This window comes from Leclercia sp. M50 (assembly GCF_037150775.1).
GTDB lineage: Bacteria > Pseudomonadota > Gammaproteobacteria > Enterobacterales > Enterobacteriaceae > Enterobacter.
Window position 1 is genome coordinate 1 of the sequence record NZ_JBBCPK010000015.1, and the last position, 18256, is coordinate 18256.

Annotated in this window: 17 protein-coding genes, 2 tRNA genes and 1 rRNA gene; 13 read left to right on the forward strand and 7 right to left on the reverse strand. The window is 54.1% G+C overall.

The features are described 5' to 3' along the window. The 3 genes from rrf to dkgB form a co-directional block, all read left to right on the forward strand. Nucleotides 1-98: ribosomal RNA gene (gene rrf, locus WFM46_RS05565) — 5S ribosomal RNA — on the forward strand; the annotation flags it as partial. 53 nt (nt 99-151) lie between these two features. Continuing rightward, a tRNA-Asp gene (locus WFM46_RS05570) sits at nt 152-228 on the forward strand. 164 nt (nt 229-392) lie between these two features. Next, nucleotides 393-1196 carry a 2,5-didehydrogluconate reductase DkgB gene (gene dkgB, locus WFM46_RS05575; RefSeq protein ID WP_180210841.1) on the forward strand — a complete coding sequence of 268 codons (804 nt, stop codon included), beginning with the start codon at nt 393-395 and terminating at the stop codon, nt 1194-1196. A gap of 30 nt (nt 1197-1226) precedes the next feature. Here the strand turns inward: dkgB and yafC are convergent, their stop codons facing one another. Then, nucleotides 1227-2129, reverse strand: a complete 903-nt coding sequence (gene yafC / locus WFM46_RS05580) for a DNA-binding transcriptional regulator YafC (RefSeq protein ID WP_156653942.1) — start codon at nt 2127-2129, stop codon at nt 1227-1229. A gap of 104 nt (nt 2130-2233) precedes the next feature. On the opposite strand from yafC, the gene WFM46_RS05585 reads away from it, so the two are divergent. The 3 genes from WFM46_RS05585 to WFM46_RS05595 all read left to right on the forward strand — a co-directional run bounded on the left by WFM46_RS05585 (nt 2234) and on the right by WFM46_RS05595 (nt 5215). Further along, nucleotides 2234-3409: an MFS transporter gene (locus WFM46_RS05585; RefSeq protein WP_336997219.1), complete on the forward strand. Its 1176-nt coding sequence runs from the start codon at nt 2234-2236 to the stop codon at nt 3407-3409. A gap of 158 nt (nt 3410-3567) precedes the next feature. Next, the gene (locus WFM46_RS05590; protein WP_039032074.1) at nt 3568-4368 is read left to right on the forward strand and encodes an endonuclease/exonuclease/phosphatase family protein; all 801 of its coding nucleotides are present in this window, start codon (nt 3568-3570) and stop codon (nt 4366-4368) included. Nucleotides 4369-4444: 76 nt separating this feature from the next. Further along, the gene (locus tag WFM46_RS05595; RefSeq protein ID WP_156653944.1) at nt 4445-5215 is read left to right on the forward strand and encodes a class I SAM-dependent methyltransferase; all 771 of its coding nucleotides are present in this window, start codon (nt 4445-4447) and stop codon (nt 5213-5215) included. 52 nt (nt 5216-5267) lie between these two features. Here WFM46_RS05595 and mltD read toward each other — a convergent pair whose 3' ends face one another. Beyond that, complete coding sequence (gene mltD / locus WFM46_RS05600) at nt 5268-6635, reverse strand: murein transglycosylase D (RefSeq protein WP_103178365.1); 1368 nt, start codon at nt 6633-6635, stop codon at nt 5268-5270. A 71-nt stretch (nt 6636-6706) separates the two neighbouring features. Beyond that, nucleotides 6707-7462, reverse strand: a complete 756-nt coding sequence (gloB, locus tag WFM46_RS05605) for a hydroxyacylglutathione hydrolase (RefSeq protein WP_159339671.1) — start codon at nt 7460-7462, stop codon at nt 6707-6709. Between the two features lie 32 nt (nt 7463-7494). Here gloB and WFM46_RS05610 point away from each other — a divergent pair, with 32 nt between their 5' ends. Further along, nucleotides 7495-8211: a class I SAM-dependent methyltransferase gene (locus WFM46_RS05610; RefSeq protein ID WP_336997220.1), complete on the forward strand. Its 717-nt coding sequence runs from the start codon at nt 7495-7497 to the stop codon at nt 8209-8211. Here WFM46_RS05610 and rnhA read toward each other — a convergent pair whose 3' ends face one another. After that, the gene (rnhA, locus tag WFM46_RS05615; protein WP_103178368.1) at nt 8212-8679 is read right to left on the reverse strand and encodes a ribonuclease HI; all 468 of its coding nucleotides are present in this window, start codon (nt 8677-8679) and stop codon (nt 8212-8214) included. A gap of 145 nt (nt 8680-8824) precedes the next feature. Between rnhA and dnaQ the strand changes: the two genes are divergently transcribed. From dnaQ to WFM46_RS05630, 3 genes are all read left to right on the forward strand, one after another. Further along, on the forward strand, nt 8825-9568 hold the full coding sequence (gene dnaQ, locus WFM46_RS05620) for a DNA polymerase III subunit epsilon (protein WP_156653947.1): 744 nt from the start codon (nt 8825-8827) through the stop codon (nt 9566-9568). Between the two features lie 130 nt (nt 9569-9698). After that, nucleotides 9699-9775, forward strand: a tRNA-Asp gene (locus tag WFM46_RS05625). A gap of 406 nt (nt 9776-10181) precedes the next feature. Further along, nucleotides 10182-10709 (forward strand): cytochrome b, encoded by a 528-nt coding sequence (locus WFM46_RS05630; protein WP_156653948.1) that lies wholly within the window; start codon nt 10182-10184, stop codon nt 10707-10709. Nucleotides 10710-10819: 110 nt separating this feature from the next. Here the strand turns inward: WFM46_RS05630 and WFM46_RS05635 are convergent, their stop codons facing one another. Next, the gene (locus WFM46_RS05635; RefSeq protein ID WP_103178371.1) at nt 10820-11590 is read right to left on the reverse strand and encodes an amidohydrolase; all 771 of its coding nucleotides are present in this window, start codon (nt 11588-11590) and stop codon (nt 10820-10822) included. A 110-nt stretch (nt 11591-11700) separates the two neighbouring features. Further along, on the reverse strand, nt 11701-14145 hold the full coding sequence (fadE, locus tag WFM46_RS05640; RefSeq protein WP_156653949.1) for an acyl-CoA dehydrogenase FadE: 2445 nt from the start codon (nt 14143-14145) through the stop codon (nt 11701-11703). A gap of 238 nt (nt 14146-14383) precedes the next feature. Between fadE and lpcA the strand changes: the two genes are divergently transcribed. Then, complete coding sequence (gene lpcA, locus WFM46_RS05645; protein WP_103178373.1) at nt 14384-14962, forward strand: D-sedoheptulose 7-phosphate isomerase; 579 nt, start codon at nt 14384-14386, stop codon at nt 14960-14962. A gap of 46 nt (nt 14963-15008) precedes the next feature. After that, complete coding sequence (locus tag WFM46_RS05650; RefSeq protein ID WP_336997221.1) at nt 15009-15776, forward strand: class II glutamine amidotransferase; 768 nt, start codon at nt 15009-15011, stop codon at nt 15774-15776. On the opposite strand, the gene dpaA is transcribed toward WFM46_RS05650, so the two are convergent. Further along, entirely contained in the window at nt 15747-16487 is a 741-nt protein-coding gene (gene dpaA / locus WFM46_RS05655) for a peptidoglycan meso-diaminopimelic acid protein amidase (protein WP_103178375.1), read from the reverse strand. The two genes, WFM46_RS05650 and dpaA, sit on opposite strands and share 30 nt — an antisense overlap. A gap of 424 nt (nt 16488-16911) precedes the next feature. On the opposite strand from dpaA, the gene WFM46_RS05660 reads away from it, so the two are divergent. Further along, nucleotides 16912-18255: a Na(+)-translocating NADH-quinone reductase subunit A gene (locus tag WFM46_RS05660; RefSeq protein ID WP_156653951.1), complete on the forward strand. Its 1344-nt coding sequence runs from the start codon at nt 16912-16914 to the stop codon at nt 18253-18255. Nucleotide 18256 lies beyond the last annotated feature (1 nt).

Genomic DNA, 18256 nt, shown 5'->3' on the forward strand with positions numbered 1-18256 from the left:
GTGGTCCCACCTGACCCCATGCCGAACTCAGAAGTGAAACGCCGTAGCGCCGATGGTAGTGTGGGGTCTCCCCATGCGAGAGTAGGGAACTGCCAGGCATCAAATTACGTAATAAACCAGAACCATATCTGGTAATTACAAAAAATACGGTGGAGCGGTAGTTCAGTCGGTTAGAATACCTGCCTGTCACGCAGGGGGTCGCGGGTTCGAGTCCCGTCCGTTCCGCCACTTATTAAGAAGCCCTGAGCTCACGCTCAGGGCTTTTTTCTTGCCTGCTGTTTGATTATTGCTGTAAACGCAAAAATCCTCTGCTTAATACGATCTTTTTTCACATATCCCCGCCAGAGATAATCCTCTTTATTAACAAACATGATGAAGAAAAGAGGAATTTCATGTCTATCCCTGCATTCGGTCTTGGCACTTTCCGCCTGAAAGACGACGTTGTTATCGCATCCGTTAAAACTGCCCTCGAACTGGGTTATCGCACGATTGATACCGCCCAAATCTACGACAACGAAGCCGCTGTGGGTCAGGCGATCGCAGAGAGCGGCGTACCGCGTAACGAACTTTTTATTACCACCAAGATCTGGATTGAGAACCTCAGCAAAGAGAAATTAATCCCAAGCCTGAAAGAGAGCCTGAAAAAGCTGCGCACCGATTATGTGGATCTGACCCTGATCCACTGGCCATCGCCGAACGATGCGGTGTCCGTTGAAGAATTCATGCAGGCTTTGCTGGAAGCTAAAACGCAGGGACTGACGCGCGAAATTGGTATCTCCAACTTTACTATCCCGTTGATGGAAAGGGCAATTGCCGCAGTTGGCGCAGAAAATATCGCCACCAATCAGATCGAACTATCCCCTTATCTGCAAAACCGGCAGGTGGTGGAGTGGGCGAAGCAGCATGGCATCCATATCACTTCTTACATGACGCTGGCTTACGGTAAGGCTCTGAAAGACGAAACCATTCTGCGCATTGCTACCAGGCATAATGCCACCGCAGCACAGGTTATCCTGGCATGGGCGATGGGCGAAGGTTATGCAGTGATCCCGTCTTCAACCAAACGTGAAAACCTGGCGAGCAATCTGCTGGCACAGGATCTGAAGCTGGATCTGGATGATAAAAAAGCGATCGCGGCACTCGACTGCAACGATCGTCTGGTTAGCCCGGAAGGTCTGGCGCCGAAGTGGGACTAATCTAGCCCGCCCTCTGTACCCTGAACCCTCTCACAGCTCCTTCGGGAGCTGCTTTACATGCTCGCTCAGAAAATCAATAAAGGCCCGGATGCGGGTGCTTACCGCTCTGTCACTGTAATAAACCGCACTGAAGGGCATCTCTACCGGCAGGCGCTTGTCTGCCATCAGCTCGACTAACTCCCCCCGCGCAATCTCTTTATCAATCATATAATCCGACAGGCAGGCAATCCCATTTCCTTCAAGGCATAACTGTTTGAGCGTCTCGCCGCTGTTGGATGATAAACCGCAAACCACTTCATGCAGCTGGCCATCATGGCAGGCGAGAGGCCATGTATTAAGGGATACCGGCTCCGTAAAGCCCAGGCAGAGATGCTGCTTCAGTTCCTCTATCGTCTCAGGCTTGCCGAAACGGGCAATATAGGCCGGGGAGGCGATGATTTTGCGATAACTGGTGAACAGAGGGCGTGCCCGCAGGCTGGAATCGGTCAGCGTCCCCGCGCGGATCGCCACATCCACCTTGCGCTCAATCAGGTTGATAAACGTTTCTGAAGAAACCAGAGAGAGCGTCATTTCCGGATAACGTTCGCGGAAAGGTTTAATTAAAGGCATCAGGAAATGCAGCACCACGGGCGTCGCCGCATCGATACGCAGAAGCCCGCGTGGCGTGCTGCGCGTCTCCATGATCTCTGTTTCTGCGGCGGCCATCTCCTGCAGAATAGACTGCACGCGGCGAAAATAGCGTTCGCCTTCTTCGGTCAGGCTCAGTTGCCGGGTCGTCCGGTTAAGCAGGCTGACGCCCAGCTTCATCTCCAGCTTTTTCACCGAGCGGCTGACGGCTGAATTAGCCTGTCCCAGCTGTTCTGCGGCACGGCTAAAACTGCCGCTCTCAACGACGGCGACAAATATCGCCAGCTCCTCAGACGTTGCTTTCATTGTTGCTTAATCCGCAAAATTGTATTGATACTTTGAGCATTTTTGTTATTTAAACACTGGCGCATACTCCGTGTCATCTTAATCCTGATGAGACGGAGTTATTTATGCCTCTGGCGCTACTTGCCCTGACGATCAGTGCCTTTGCAATCGGCACGACTGAATTTGTTATTGTAGGTCTGGTTCCTACGATTGCTGACCAACTTGCCATCTCGCTGCCTTCGGCGGGTTTACTGGTCTCTATCTATGCCCTCGGTGTGGCTATCGGCGCACCGGTACTGACCGCACTCACAGGCCGTCTGCCGCGTAAACAGCTGCTAATGGCGTTGATGGTGCTGTTTACCGCAGGCAATATCCTTGCCTGGCAGGCACCTGATTATACAACCCTGGTCATAGCCCGCCTGCTGACGGGGCTGGCTCATGGCGTCTTCTTCTCCATCGGCTCGACAATTGCGACGAGCCTGGTGCCGAAAGAGAAAGCGGCCTCTGCTATTGCCATTATGTTTGGCGGTTTAACCGTAGCCCTGGTGACGGGTGTACCGCTGGGCACCTTTATTGGGCAACATTTTGGCTGGCGTGAAACCTTCCTCGCGGTCTCTCTGCTGGGCGTGATTGCGCTGATTAGCAGTCTGGTGCTGATCCCGTCCACTATTCCGGGACGCGCGGCAGCGACGCTGCGCGATCAGCTGAAAGTGCTGACTCATCCTCGTTTACTGATGATCTATGCCATTACGGCGCTGGGCTATGGCGGCGTGTTTACCGCATTTACCTTCCTGGCGCCAATGATGCAGGATCTGGCAGGCTTCTCACCGAGCGCAGTAAGCTGGATCCTGCTGGGCTATGGCGTTTCGGTGGCGATCGGCAATATCTGGGGCGGAAAGCTGGCCGATAAGCATGGCGCAGTCCCGGCGCTGAAAATTATCTTTGCTGCCCTGATAGTGCTTTTACTGGTCTTCCAGTTCACCGCTTCCATACAGTATGCCGCGCTGGGTACGGTACTGGTAATGGGGATCTTCGCCTTCGGCAACGTACCGGGTTTACAGGTCTATGTCGTGCAGAAAGCCGAACACTATACACCCAACGCCGTGGATGTTGCTTCCGGTCTTAATATCGCCGCGTTTAATGTCGGTATCGCCCTGGGTTCCATTATTGGTGGGCAGACGGTCGAGCATTTTGGTCTGTCGCAAACGCCGTGGATTGGGGCGGTCATTGTTCTCGTGGCGTTTCTGTTGATTGGCCTGAGTGGTCGTCTGGATAAGCCCGCGCGCGTTACTCTCGGATAACTTTATGTAAGTACTTACCGACAAAACAGCTCAGCGGAATCTGAGTAACTCAGTAGTTTCTTAGTAATAGCGTTGAAAGTGTGAGCTGAAAACCCTATAACATTAGAACCCGCTCCTGTTTCTGGACGGGTTCAAGTTGATAGGGGTCGTTTCACACCGTGCGAAAAAATACCTATGCCATGCGTTATGTTGCCGGACAGCCAGCGGAGCGAATTTTACCTCCGGGGTCGTTTGCGAGCATTGGCCAGGCATTGCCTGCAGGTGCGCCTTTAAGCAGCGACGAAAAAATTCGGGTGCTGGTATGGAATATCTTTAAACAGCAACGCGCCGAATGGTTATCCGTCCTGCAGAATTTTGGTAAAGATGCTCATCTGGTGCTGCTGCAGGAGGCGCAAACCACACCTGAACTGGTCAGGTTTGCGACCACTAACTATCTCGCTGCTGACCAGGTGCCGGCATTTGTCTTACCCCAGCATCCGTCAGGGGTGATGACGCTCTCTGCCGCTCATCCCGTCTATTGCTGCCCACTGCGCGAGCGCGAACCGCTTCTGCGCCTGGCGAAATCCGCCCTGGTCACCGTGTATCCGCTGCCGGATACCCGGCTGCTGATGGTGGTCAATATCCACGCGGTTAACTTCAGCCTTGGCGTGGATGTCTACAGCAAGCAGCTGCTGCCTATCGGCGATCAGATTGCCCATCACAGCGGCCCGGTGGTTATGGCTGGCGATTTTAATGCCTGGAGCCGTCCGCGAATGAATGCGCTTTATCGCTTTGCGCGTGAGATGTCGCTGCGCGAAGTACGTTTTACTGATGACCAGCGGCGCAAGGCCTTTGGTCGTCCGCTCGATTTTGTCTTCTATCGTGGTCTGAACGTGAGTGAAGCCTCTGTGCTGGTCACTCGCGCATCCGATCACAATCCGCTACTCGTTGAATTCAGTCCCGGCAAACCTGAGAGATAGAGGTGCGTCAGGTCTGCCGTGGGGCAGGCCTGTACGGGTGCTGCCCTTTATTTTTCATCAACCGAAGGACAGCAAAATGACAACACAGTCCCATCATGACAACGTAGAAAAACAGTTTGGCTCTCAGGCTAAGGCCTACCTCACCAGCGCGGTTCACGCATCCGGGCGCGATTTGCAGCGTCTGGCTGAACGTCTGGCTGATTTTCCGAAAGCCAGCGTCCTTGATTTAGGCTGCGGGGCAGGTCATGCCAGCTTTGTGGCAGCGCAGCAGGTGGCTCAGGTGACGGCATATGACTTATCCAGCCAGATGCTGGAGGTGGTTGCCGCCGCAGCCAGCGAGAAGGGGCTGAATAATATTGCCACCCGTCAGGGCTATGCAGAATCATTACCCTTTGACGATGAAATGTTTGATATTGTGATCAGCCGCTACTCGGCGCACCACTGGCATGACGTCGGCCAGGCGTTGCGCGAAGTTAAGCGGGTGCTGAAGCCGGGTGGGCTGGTTATCATCATGGATATCATGTCGCCGGGTCATCCGGTACGTGATATCTGGTTACAGACGGTAGAAGCGTTGCGGGATACCTCGCATGTCCGGAACTACTCCAGCGGCGAGTGGTTGTCCATGTTCACCGATGCCGGGCTGATTGCACAATCGCTGCAGACTGACAGATTAAGGCTGGAGTTTTCTTCGTGGATTGCGCGTATGCGCACACCAGAGACGTTGAGCCAGGCGATCCGGCTGTATCAGGATAGTGCCTCGGCCGAGGTCAAAGCCTACTTTGAGCTGCAGGAAGAGGGCTCCTTTACCAGCGATACCCTCCTGGCTGAAGCCCAAAAGGCGGGATAAACAAAAAAGGCACCGAGGGGAATCGGTGCCTTTTTACATCAGGTCTCTGAAATCAGGAATCCGGTGTGGCGTTGTTTTTTACAAACAACGTTATCCGGTCGCCAGGCTGCAGATTATCCGTATCGCTGTTCCAGCGCATCACATCTTTGATGTTTACGCCGTGACGCTTGGCAATACTGGAAAGCGAATCGCCTTTTTGTACGCGATAGGTAATGCTATCGCTATTATTGGCGAGACGCTGCGCGCTGTTACCCGCGCCAATCGTCAGGTTCTGACCCACTTTCAGGGTAGAGCCACGCAGCTTGTTCCACTGCTGCAGATCTTTCGTGCTCACGCCAAGACGTGAAGCAATGCCTGAAAGCGTATCGCCTGTACGTACCCGATAGCTACGGCTATTTAACGGTGTGTTATCCGCAATCAGCGTAGACTGGACCGCTGCAATCTCACCCGACGCTAACGATACCCGTAACTGTTCAGCGTGTTTCTGCGGCACCAGAACGTATTTTGGTCCGCTGGTACCTAACGTAGAGCCCTTCACACCTGCGTTGAAGGCTTTCAGTTTGGTCACCGAGATACCTGCCATATCCGCAACCTGTTTCAGTTCAACAGGGTTGTTGATACGCACTTTCGCCAGCGCACGACTTTCGTCGGAGGTTGGCAGCTGCACGCCGTACTGTTTGCTGTTTTTGAAGATTTCACTCAAAGCCAGCATTTTAGGTACGTATAATTTGGTTTCCCGTGGCAGTGGAAGCGACCAAAAGTCGGTAGGTTTACCCCGTGCTTTATTCGCTTTCATTGCCTTCAGTACACGACCCTCACCGCTGTTGTACGCAGCGACAGTCAGCAGCCAGTCACCGTCGAACATCTTGTTCAGACGTTGCATCATATCGAGAGCGGCAGTCGTCGAGGCGACCACATCACGACGCGCATCGTAGTTGCGGGTCTGTTTTAAACCATAATTGCGCCCTGTGCTCGGTATGATCTGCCAAAGACCTGCGGCCTTGGCGCCAGACGTTGCGTGTGGGTCAAAAGCGCTCTCCACTATGGGTAGTAGTACCAGTTCCATGGGCATGTTACGTTTCTTAACTTGCCCTGCTATCCAGTACATATACGGCTCTGCCCGTAAAGTTACATCGTGGAGATAGCTCTTATTGCTTAAATACTTCTGTTTCTGTTCGCGAATCCGGCTGTTTTCCGGAATTCCCATCTTTAGCTCGTCACCAATAGAGACCCACAAGTCTTGATCCTGTGCGAAGGACGTCCCATCGTCTGCCCATCGCGATTGACTTGTGAACTTCCCTGCTTCCCCTTGACCAGCTGCAGAAAGGCTCTGTGCGTGCTGTTGTACGTTGCCAGTGTTCTGTGACGACTGGCAACCCACAAGCAGGACAGAGGCGAGTAATATCGCTTTTGCCTTCATGTGTGTGTCAATAGTTGCTTAAAAGACGAGCGATGATAACGACGAATAGTTAAAAAGGCAACATGCAATTGTCAGAAGTCATCTTTCTTTGCCCTTAACCACGCGAAACAATCCTCAGGTTGTAACATATTTGTTTCTTCTTTAATTTTATTAACTAAATCAATGTCATTTGTTCTAAGAAATAAATTAATTTTACGTTCATTTTTCAGAATTACGGGCAGTGTTTTTTGGTTTTTTGCACGTAACTCATTCACTTTGCGGTAATAATCCTGAATCGCACTATCCTCAGGCAGAACGTGCATCGCAAACTTCATATTCGCTAAAGTGTATTCATGTGCGCAACAAATAAGGGTATCGTCGGGGAGAGCGTTAATTTTCTGGAAGGACTGGTACATCTGGGCTGGAGTGCCTTCGAAGAGTCGTCCGCAGCCACCAGAGAACATTGTGTCCCCACAGAAAAGATAAGGGAAGCTAAAGTACGAAATATGTCCAGAAGTGTGACCCGGTGTGGCAATTACAGAAAATTCCAACGTAAGAATGAGGATCTTTTCGCCATCTTTTACTACGCGCGTAGCCCCCTTATCTTGTGTCTCAGCAGGACCGTATACCACAAGATGCGGAAATTTTGCGCAGAGTGCCGCCACGCCGCCCACATGGTCATGGTGATGATGCGTGAGCAGAATGGCTTCCGGCTGCCACTGGTTTTGCTCGATGGCGTTTAACACCGGCTCCGCCTCGCCAGGATCGACAATCACGCAACGACCCTCATCATTGCTTAAAACCCAGATGTAATTGTCCTGAAAAGCAGAAATACTGTTAAGATTCATACATTACCTCTCATAGCGTGGCGGGTGTTTTGATGAAACCGGCAAGGATACCTCAGATTGTTACCGCACCGAAACACTGGGCGGAGTTGCCCTGGGGTGAATACTATCGTGAAGCGCTCGAGTTACAGCTTAAGCCCTGGTTTGCGAAAATGTATGGTTTTCACCTGCTTAAGATTGGCAATCTGAGCGCGGAAATCAACTCTGAAAGCTGCGCCATCTCGCATCAGGTCAATGTTTCGCTGGGCGGTGAACCCGTTCAGGTGAAGGCCAATCCGCTGCAGCTCCCTTTTGCCGAGAAGTCCGTTGATGCGTGCCTGTTGGCACATTCGCTGCCCTGGTGCGATGACCCGCACCGTCTGCTGCGGGAAGCCGATCGGGTTTTGATTGATGATGGCTGGCTGGTGATTAGCGGCTTTAACCCGATGAGTCTGATGGGGCTGAGAAAGCTGGTGCCGGTGCTGCGTCGCACGCCACCCTATAACAGCCGCATGTTCACGCTGATGCGCCAGCTGGACTGGCTCTCGCTGCTCAATTTTGAGGTGATGCACCAGAGCGGTTTTCAGGTGATACCCTGGACGCGGCAGGGCGGGAAGTTACTCAGCACCCATTTTCCGGCGCTGGGCTGTATGCAGCTAATTGTGGCGCGCAAGAGAACCATCCCCCTGACGCTCAATCCGATGAAATCAGGCAAAGCCAAGACCCAATTGCGCCCCGCTGTAGGTGCCACGCGGCAGTACCGAAAGCCCTGATCAGGCTTCCGGTTTATACCCCACATCGTCATGCTGCGGATTGAGCGCAGCAGCGCGCGCCAGTTCGTCGCAGCGTTCGTTTTCGGGATGTCCGGCGTGGCCTTTCACCCATTCCCACTGGATTTTATGCTGGCTGAGCGCCGCATCCAGGCGTTGCCAGAGATCGACATTCTTCACCGGTTTTTTGTCCGCGGTTTTCCAGCCGCGTTTTTTCCAGTTGTGGATCCACTGGGTGATCCCCTGGCGTACATACTGGCTGTCGGTACTCAGCACAATATCGCAATGCTCTTTCAGTGCCTCAAGAGCCACAATCGCGGCCATCAACTCCATGCGGTTGTTGGTGGTCAGGCGAAAGCCTTCATTGAAAGTTTTTTCGTGCTGTCGATACCGCAAAATGGCGCCGTAACCCCCTGGGCCCGGATTGCCGAGGCACGAGCCATCGGTGTAAATCTCTACCTGTTTACGCATCCTGGCAGACATCCTGTAATAAAAACGGTAAGTCTGACATAAATGGTCTTCCTCGGCACGGCAAAATAAAGTCCGCGTGAATTAGCCTTTGAACGCCAGGTCAGGTTGATTACAATGTCATCGTTAATAAGAACAGGCTGACAGAATGAGTATTGCAGACACACATAACGCCGACAGGATCATCGTTCTCGATACCGAAACGACGGGTATGAACCAGATCGGTGCTCACTATGAAGGGCATAAGATCATCGAGATCGGTGCGGTAGAGGTGGTCAACCGCCGTCTTACCGGCAATAACTTTCACGTTTACCTGAAGCCAGACCGGCTGGTGGACCCTGAAGCCTTTGGCGTTCACGGTATTGCAGATGAGTTTCTGCTCGATAAACCTACCTTTGCCGACGTTGCCGATGAATTCATCGACTACATTAAAGGCGCCGAGCTTGTCATTCATAACGCCTCGTTCGATATCGGCTTTATGGATTACGAATTCAGCAAGCTCAACCGCGGCCTGCCGAAAACAGACGCCTTCTGCAAGGTCACTGATAGCCTGGCGATGGCAAGGAAGATGTTCCCCGGCAAGCGGAACAGCCTTGATGCATTGTGCTCGCGCTATGAAATAGATAACAGCAAACGAACGCTACACGGGGCACTGCTCGATGCCCAGATCCTGGCGGATGTTTATCTGATCATGACGGGCGGCCAGACCGCCCTGGCGTTTAATGCCGATAACGAGGCGCAGCAAGAGTCCGGCGAGAGCGAAATCCAGCGCATTATTCGTAAGTCCAGCGCGCTGCGCGTTATACTTGCGAGTGATGAAGAGTTAATGGCGCATGAATCCCGTCTGGATCTGGTGCAGAAGAAGGGCGGAAGCTGCCTCTGGCGAGGCTAAAAGCCGCTGAAATGCTGGTAAAATAACCGTTTGGATCGTTTTTGCAGCAAACGATTCAAAAGCAGAGAAAAAGCATTGACGGGATCGAGGGTAAACCGTAATATCTGCCTCGTTCCCAAGGGAACACAGCGGAGCGGTAGTTCAGTCGGTTAGAATACCTGCCTGTCACGCAGGGGGTCGCGGGTTCGAGTCCCGTCCGTTCCGCCACATTCAGGCCCATGTTAGCAATAACATGGGCCTTTTTTCGATCTCTGTTTTTGTGCAACTTCCCCCAGCAACATCTTCCGTCTGGCTTATGCCGTTGAGCCTGAAAATGCCCAGGTTCCGTTATCCTCATTCAGCGTATTCGCAACGATAGACTCCTCCTTATCTTTTTCCGGCCTGCATAAATAATAAATTCAACAACGCTCCAGTCGCCCAACCGGTTAACGGGAAAAAAGAAGAGGTTAAAAATGGTCTGCGTTCTTCTATTAAGGGGCAGGGCAATATCCTATTTTGCGGAGAAGAATTTCATTGTTAAACCCGGCGCAGGATTCAAGCAGGGCAGGGCGAATGATTTCTGGACGCATGGCTTCAAAGGACGCCAGGTTATTACGTTTTAGAGGACAAGGATATGCAAACTTCTTCCGTTATTCCCACACGTTACGATCGCTTTTCTCGCCTTTTACACTGGGTGGTTGCAGCCGTCATTATCTACGCCATGTGCATGGGCTACATTCTTCACGCGCTGGAAGGGACCCGTTGGTTTACCTTTTTTTCTGTGTTGAATATGTCGCTTGGCACCATTGCAACGCCAATCATGCTGGTGCGTTTTGTCTGGCGCTTCTTTCGTCCTTCAGTGCCTTATCCGGCAACGGTGGCGGGGCGGAAAAAGCAGATGGTGGTTTTTATCCATGAGCTGTTTTATCTGACCATTATGTTGGTGCTGGCCAGCGGCTTCCTGATGCTGCACAAAGATTACAGCCTGTTTGGGCTGCTGCCGATTACTCATCCAATTAACACGATTGAAGTTAATGAATTCTTCTTTAAAGTGCATCGCGTTAGCTGCATTTTACTGGGCCTGATTCTGCTTGGGCATGTCGCGGCGGTAATCAAATATACCTTCAAGGGACAGCGCGAAATCCTGCAACGCATGCTGTAAGAAAAAGGCTGACGCCTTTCATTAGATGAAGTAACAAACAGCAGAGCCGCACCGCTCCTGTCCCTTTATGCCGGTGAGGTGAGGGGACAGGGACAGTGCGGCTTTACCCTTCAGTCAATACTAAACGGATCCGCATCCTGCCAGGCAGGAAACTTCTCCCGGTACTCCCTCAGCGCGGTCAGCGACAGCTCGGCATCAATCCGGGTTGCATGATGCGGCTCAGCGGTGGCAATAATCTCACCCTGCGGGTTGATCACCCGGCTGTCGCCCCGGTAGTGATGCCCGTTGCCGTCAGTACCGACCCGGTTGCAGCCAGCGATATAGGCCTGGTTCTCAATCGCACGTGCCGTCAGCAGCGCCTGCCAGTGGAGAGAGCGGGGCGCCGGCCAATTGGCGACGTAGATCGCCAGGTCGTAATCATCGCGGTTACGGGACCACACCGGGAAACGCAGGTCGTAACAGACCAACGGCAGAATGCGCCAGCCGCGCCACTCAAAGACAACCCGCTCATTACCCGCTTCATAGTGCTGGTGCTCGTCCGCCATGCGGAACAGATGGCGCTTATCGTAGAAGTGCACCTTGCCCTCGGGCTCCACCAGCAGAAAACGGTTCACCGGTCCGCGTTCGGTCTGCAACGCTGCGCTGCCAGCGATTAACGCCTGGGTTTGTTGCGCTCTGGCCTGCATCCAGGCAACCAGCTCGTCCTGCGGCAGGGACTGCTTAGCCGCCTCCATGGCGAAGCCAGTGGTGAACATCTCGGGCAGGATAATAATATCCCGTCCGGCGATCCCTTCCAGCTGACGATCAAAATGGCGCAGGTTGGCCGGACCATCCATCCACACCAGCGGTTGTTGCAAAAGCGTAATCTTCAGACCAGGCACAGTTAAGACTCCTCGAATAACCCCATTTTGACACTGTAGCACGACAAACAGAGAAACGGGTGGCAATAAAAAACCCCGCACGAGGCGGGGTTTTGGCGGGCTGAAATGGCTTACGCAGCTTCAGGTTTACGCACGATCTCTTTCAGCTTTACCGGCTGTGTCGCCAGCTCTTCAGCGTCAAAATCATCAACGTTAATACTGCGCAGACGGCTCTCTTCGGCTTTAATCAGCAGGTCCGCTTCATCTTTGGTGATGATGCCGCCCGCCAGCGCCTCTTTAGCCAGCTCGTTCAGGCGGGTGAAGGGCAGGTTTTTACCCAGCTGCTTGCAGATCTTCTGGTGAATCGGGTCGGCCGCCATCACATCCAGCAGCGCCTCTTCCAGCAGACCGACCGGGTTGTGCTCGCTTGGGGTCAGATACTGACCGCGGCCAATACGGGAGCGGGTTGCGCTCGGTACCTGCAGGATCTTCGCCACTTTATGATCCAGCTTATCGGACGGGGCCAGATAGTGACGACCGGTCGGGAAGATCACCACGCGCAGGGCGCCTGCCACAAAGCGGTTCGGGAAGTTGGCCAGCAGATCGTCGATGGCCTGTTCCGCCTGATACAGCGCATCCTGTACGCCCCAGTGGACCAGCGGCAGGTCCGCTTCATGACGGCCTTCATCGTCATAGCGTTTCAGTACCGCCGAGGCGAGGAAGATCTGGCTCAGCACATCACCCAGTCGGGCGGAGATGCGTTCCCGGCGTTTCAGGCTACCGCCCAGCACCGCCATTGACACGTCAGAGAGCAGCGCAAGGTTGGCACTCAGACGGTTCAGGTGCTGGTAGTAACGACGGGTCGCGTCGCCGGTTGGCGTGGCGCTGGTCAGGCCGCGGGTCAGGCCCAGCCACAGGCTGCGCATTTTATTGCTACCGACATGGCCGATGTGTTTAAACAGCAGTTTATCGAAGGCATCCACGTCGTTGTTCTGCGCGGCGGCCATCTCTTCCAGCACGTATGGATGGCAGCGGATTGCCCCCTGACCGAAGATCATCATGCTGCGGGTCAGAATGTTCGCCCCTTCAACGGTGATGGCAATCGGTGCGCCCTGATAGCCACGCGCCAGGAAGTTACCTTCACCCAGCATAATGCCTTTACCGCCGGCAATATCCATCGCATCGATGATCGACTGTTGGGCACGGTGGGTACAGTGGTACTTCACGATGGCGGACAGCACGGCCGGTTTTTCACCCAGCATGATGCCATAGGTAATTAAGGAAGCGGCGGCATCCATCACATAGGCGTTACCTGCGATACGGGCCAGTGGCTCCTCAATCCCTTCCATCTTACCGATAGAGATTTTGAACTGACGGCGGATGTGGGCGTAAGCGCCAATCCCCATTGCCACCGATTTCAGACCGCCGGTTGAGTTCGACGGCAGGGTAATACCACGGCCAACAGACAGACACTCAACCAGCATGCGCCAGCCCTGACCGGCCATTTTCGGGCCGCCGATGATGTAATCGATCGGCACAAAGATATCCTGACCGCGGGTCGGACCGTTCTGGAACGGTACGTTCAGCGGGAAGTGGCGACGACCAATCTCCACGCCAGGCGTGGTGGTCGGGATCAGCGCACAGGTGATGCCCAGATCCTCTTCGCCGCCTAACAGCTTGTCCGGGTCGGAGAGTTTAAAGGCCAGACCGAGCACGGTGGCGATAGGCGCCAGCGTAATGTAGCGTTTGTTCCAGGTCAGACGCATACCCAGAACCTGCTCACCCTGCCAATCGCCCATGCAGACCACACCCGTATCCGGGATAGCGCCCGCATCGGAACCCGCTTCCGGGCTGGTGAGTGCGAAGCAAGGGATTTCCAGACCACGGGCCAGGCGCGGCAGGTAGTGATTTTTTTGCTCTTCAGTACCGTAATGTTGCAGCAGTTCGCCCGGGCCTAATGAGTTAGGTACGCCGACGGTGATCGCCAGGATCCCGGAGACGCCGGACAGTTTTTGCAGCACCCGAGCCTGGGCATACGCAGAGAACTCCAGCCCGCCGTACTCTTTCTTGATGATCATCGCGAAGAAGCGATGCTCTTTTAAAAATGCCCACAGCTCCGGCGGCAGATCGGCCATCTCATGGGTGATCTGGAAATCGTTCGCCATCCGGCAGGCTTCTTCAACCGGACCGTCAATAAACGCCTGCTCTTCAGCAGTCAGGCGCGGCTGCGGATAGTTATGCAGCTTTTTCCAGTCAGGGTTGCCCTGGAACAGCTCGCCTTCCCACCAGGTGGTGCCCGCGTCGATCGCCTCTTTTTCGGTACGCGACATCGGCGGCATCACCTTACGGAAACCACGGAAGACCGGGGCAGAAATCAGGGATTTACGCATCGAGCGCACGTTGAACGGCACCAGGATAATTGCCAGCGGAACCAGCACCCAGATGTTCCAGATGCCGGTCACGCCAAGGGCAGCGGTCCAGGCCAGTAAGATAAGACTGCTCAGCATTAAGCTGACCCGGTGATAGAACAACACCCCGAGCAGAACAACGGTTAACAGAATACTTAAAATCATCATAAAGAATTGCTCCCTGTCTTGTAGGAGGTCTGACCACTTGTGATGATATGGTTGTAGTGGATGTTATTTCTTTTAGCAATGCATTCACAAAATAATTACAACCTGGTTCACATTGTTCAGGTTTTACCCGGCACAAAAACGCAAAACGCCCGACGATTCCCATGGCTTTAGCTTCTCGCTTTTACCGCTATCCGGTAAACTTGCTCTGTTATTTCATCAATACTGAAGGATTATCCTCATGTACCAGGATCTTATTCGTAACGAACTGAACGAAGCGGCGGAAACGCTGGCCAACTTTCTGAAAGATGAAGCCAATATCCACGCTATTCAGCGCGCGGCGGTCCTGCTGGCCGACAGCTTTAAAGCGGGCGGTAAAGTGCTCTCCTGCGGCAATGGTGGTTCACATTGTGATGCCATGCACTTTGCCGAAGAGCTGACGGGGCGTTATCGTGAAAACCGTCCGGGCTACCCGGCGATCGCGATCTCTGACGTCAGCCACATCTCCTGCGTGAGCAACGACTTTGGTTACGATTATGTCTTCTCCCGCTATGTTGAAGCGGTAGGGCGTGAAGGGGATGTCCTGCTGGGGATCTCCACCTCCGGCAACTCCGGCAACGTCATCAAAGCCATTGAAGCGGCTCGTGAGAAGGGGATGAAAGTTATCACCCTCACCGGCAAAGATGGCGGCAAAATGGCAGGCACCGCAGATATCGAAATTCGTGTGCCTCACTTCGGTTACGCTGACCGTATTCAGGAAATTCATATCAAAGTGATCCACATCCTGATCCAGCTGATTGAAAAAGAGATGGTTAAGTAAGACTTCGCTGGGGGGGGAGTGCCCCCCGCTGTTGTGGAGGTGAGATATGTGCGAACTGCTCGGGATGAGCGCCAATGTGCCAACCGATATCTGCTTTAGTTTCACCGGACTGGTGCAGCGCGGTGGAGGAACCGGGCCGCATAAAGACGGCTGGGGTATCACCTTCTATGAAGGAAAAGGCTGTCGCACGTTCAAGGACCCACAACCCAGCTTCAACTCCCCTATTGCCAAACTGGTGCAGGACTACCCCATTAAATCCTGCTCGGTGGTGGCGCATATTCGCCAGGCCAACCGCGGTGAAGTGGCGCTGGAAAATACCCACCCCTTTACCCGCGAGCTATGGGGACGCAACTGGACTTACGCCCATAACGGCCAGCTTAGCGGCTATAAGTCGCTTGAGACGGGCAACTTCCGCCCGGTGGGTGAAACCGACAGCGAAAAGGCTTTTTGCTGGCTGCTGCATAAGCTGACTGAACGCTACCCGCGCACGCCGGGCAACATGACCGCGGTCTTTAAATACGTGGCCTCGCTGGCGACGGAGCTGCGGGAGAAAGGGGTCTTTAATATGCTGCTGTCGGACGGGCGGTATGTGATGGCGTTCTGCTCGACGAACCTGTTCTGGATCACCCGGCGGGCGCCGTTCGGCGTGGCAAAACTGCTGGATCAGGATGTGGAAATCGATTTTCAGACCGAAACCACACCCAACGATGTGGTCACGGTGATCGCCACTCAGCCGCTGACGGGCAATGAAGCCTGGCAAAGAATCATGCCAGGCGAGTGGATCTTATTTTGTCTGGGGGAGCGCATAGTTTGACGCCAGCTGTGGCTGGACGACTTCGTGGCTCAGCGGCTTGCTGACCACGTAACGTCCATCCACCACCGAAACGGTCGGCGGCTTGTGCGTCTGCTGGAAGTAGTCATAACCCGGCTTCAGCTGTTTCCAGAAATCGGCGTAGTATGAGCTCTTGTGACGCTGCATATTGGCATCGGTCATGCGGAACGGATAGATGCTGACCTGCACCGCAGACTGGCCAAAGACCAACGCGCCGGTGACGAACTGGAAGATCTCATCAATACCGCTGTCGGTCATGGCGTAGCAACCCACTGACACACAGGCACCATGAATCATCAGATATTTACCGTCATAGCCGTGCGCACGGTCAAAGGCATTGGGGAAACCAATGTTGATCGCTTTATAGAAGCGACTGTCAGGTTTTAGCTGGTTACGCTGAACGCTGTAGAACCCCTCCGGGCTTTTGAAATCACCCTGACGCTGTTTCGGGCCAAGGCCACCGGAGTAGTTGCAGATTTTATAGCTGTCGAGCAGCTGATACGTCTCACCCATCTTCACGAACAGGTCTAACGTGCGCTCTTCCTTATAGATCTGGATATAGACCGGAGAGCCCATCAACTGCTGTTTGTATTCTTTGCTAATCGGCGTTGTTGAGCTGTTGCTGCTGAGCAGCCCGGCAAACGAAACGCACGGAATAAGAAGCATCGCAATGAACAATGCGATTTTACGCATACTACATGTTCCTTGATAAAACCTAACCAACTTGCCAGGACGGCAAAAGAGACCCGAAATCAGATTAATCTGCATTAGGAGCGCTCACATTAGCACCACTGCATTTTTTCGCAAGCGTCAGCGCGTCGGTTTACAAAATAGTTTTCCTTATAACCTGGATTGGCCGTGCTGGCATTGAGAACTTTGCGTAATCGGTCGCATTTTAGCACCCGCCGCTGCGTTATCGCTGCCGCCTGATTGGCAGAAATGGTACACTCCCCGCGTCTTACGACCGAAGGTGAAGAAAGGATGCTTTTCTCAGGGTCAGCCACGATCCTGCATGTAACATGAGTGAGCGTTCACCGCCTTTCTTCTCCTGTGAAACGACTTCTGACTCGTCCGGCTATCTGGCCGGAACGATTTTTCATGGATAACAACTAACACTATGATTAGAATCAGAAAAGGACTTGATTTGCCGATTTCTGGCATTCCCGATCAGCAGATTTCGCCCTGTCCGATGCCTCGCCACGTTGCGCTTCTGGGGGACGATTACGTGGGCATGCGCCCCACGATGCTGGTACAGGAAGGCGACAGCGTCATCAAGGGGCAGCCGCTATTCGAGGATAAAAAAAATCCTGGGGTCTTCTTTACCGCACCCGCCAGCGGGACGGTCGTCGCCATCAATCGTGGCGAACGCCGGGTACTACAGTCGGTGGTGATCCGCATCGAAGGTGAGGGTGAGCGCGAGTTTACCCGTCACGATGCGACGGCGCTCGCCACCCTTACCCGTGAGGCTGTGCAATCCCAACTGCTGGAGTCGGGACTGTGGACGGCATTTCGTACCCGCCCCTTCAGCAAAACCCCGGTGCCCGGCACCGTCCCGGCAGCCATTTTTGTCACCGCCATGGACACCAACCCGCTCTGTGCCGACCCGCAGCCGCTCATTCTGGCGCAGCGTCAGGCATTTGATGCCGGGCTAACCCTGCTCACGCGTCTGACGGAGGGCAAAGTGCATGTCTGCCAGGCAAGCGGCGGCAAACTGGGCGGACACCCGCAGGGGCAAGTCACCTTTAATACCTTCGCCGGGCCGCATCCGGCAGGGCTTGTGGGTACGCACATCCATTTCCTGGAGGCGGTCAGCCTGACCAAACAGGTCTGGCATCTGAACTATCAGGACGTTATCGCTATCGGCAAGCTGTTCACTACCGGCCAGCTTTGCACCGAGCGGGTTATCGCCCTGGGCGGCCCGCAGATGCGCCATCCGCGTCTGGTACGCACCTGCCTTGGCGCAGACATCAACGAGCTGCTGGTGGACGAAACCCTGGAAGGTGAAAACCGTCATATTTCGGGTTCTGTGCTGAGCGGCAGACATGCCGTCGGGGTGCAGGCGTACCTCGGGCGCTTCCATTTGCAGGTCAGCGTGGTGAAGGAAGGGCGTGAGAAAGAGCTCTTTGGCTGGGTGATGCCGGGCAAAGAGAAGTTCTCCATCACTCGTACGACGCTGGGCCATTTCCTGCGCAACAAGCTGTTCAACTTCTCCACCGATACCAACGGCGGCGAGCGGGCGATGGTGCCTATCGGCAACTACGAACGGGTGATGCCGCTCGACATCCTGCCGACCGTGCTGCTGCGCGATCTGCTGGCGGGTGATACTGACGGTGCTCAGGCGCTGGGCTGTCTGGAGCTGGATGAAGAAGATCTGGCGCTCTGCACCTACGTTTGCCCCGGCAAATATGAATACGGACCGGTGTTGCGCGAGGTGTTAACCCGCATTGAGCAGGAAGGATAAC

Bases quoted from the DNA above. Each gene is read 5' to 3' on its own strand.
- WFM46_RS05630 (WP_156653948.1), top strand. From the start codon at position 10,182: ATGCAAACTTCTTCCGTTATTCCCACACGTTACGATCGCTTTTCTCGC.
- lpcA (WP_103178373.1), top strand. From the start codon at position 14,384: ATGTACCAGGATCTTATTCGTAACGAACTGAACGAAGCGGCGGAAACG.
- mltD (WP_103178365.1), bottom strand. From the start codon at position 6,635: ATGAAGGCAAAAGCGATATTACTCGCCTCTGTCCTGCTTGTGGGTTGC.
- dnaQ (WP_156653947.1), top strand. From the start codon at position 8,825: ATGAGTATTGCAGACACACATAACGCCGACAGGATCATCGTTCTCGAT.
- fadE (WP_156653949.1), bottom strand. From the start codon at position 14,145: ATGATGATTTTAAGTATTCTGTTAACCGTTGTTCTGCTCGGGGTGTTG.
- WFM46_RS05585 (WP_336997219.1), top strand. From the start codon at position 2,234: ATGCCTCTGGCGCTACTTGCCCTGACGATCAGTGCCTTTGCAATCGGC.
- WFM46_RS05650 (WP_336997221.1), top strand. From the start codon at position 15,009: ATGTGCGAACTGCTCGGGATGAGCGCCAATGTGCCAACCGATATCTGC.
- WFM46_RS05660 (WP_156653951.1), top strand. From the start codon at position 16,912: ATGATTAGAATCAGAAAAGGACTTGATTTGCCGATTTCTGGCATTCCC.
- WFM46_RS05610 (WP_336997220.1), top strand. From the start codon at position 7,495: ATGAAACCGGCAAGGATACCTCAGATTGTTACCGCACCGAAACACTGG.
- rnhA (WP_103178368.1), bottom strand. From the start codon at position 8,679: ATGCGTAAACAGGTAGAGATTTACACCGATGGCTCGTGCCTCGGCAAT.
- gloB (WP_159339671.1), bottom strand. From the start codon at position 7,462: ATGAATCTTAACAGTATTTCTGCTTTTCAGGACAATTACATCTGGGTT.
- yafC (WP_156653942.1), bottom strand. From the start codon at position 2,129: ATGAAAGCAACGTCTGAGGAGCTGGCGATATTTGTCGCCGTCGTTGAG.
- dpaA (WP_103178375.1), bottom strand. From the start codon at position 16,487: ATGCGTAAAATCGCATTGTTCATTGCGATGCTTCTTATTCCGTGCGTT.
- WFM46_RS05595 (WP_156653944.1), top strand. From the start codon at position 4,445: ATGACAACACAGTCCCATCATGACAACGTAGAAAAACAGTTTGGCTCT.
- dkgB (WP_180210841.1), top strand. From the start codon at position 393: ATGTCTATCCCTGCATTCGGTCTTGGCACTTTCCGCCTGAAAGACGAC.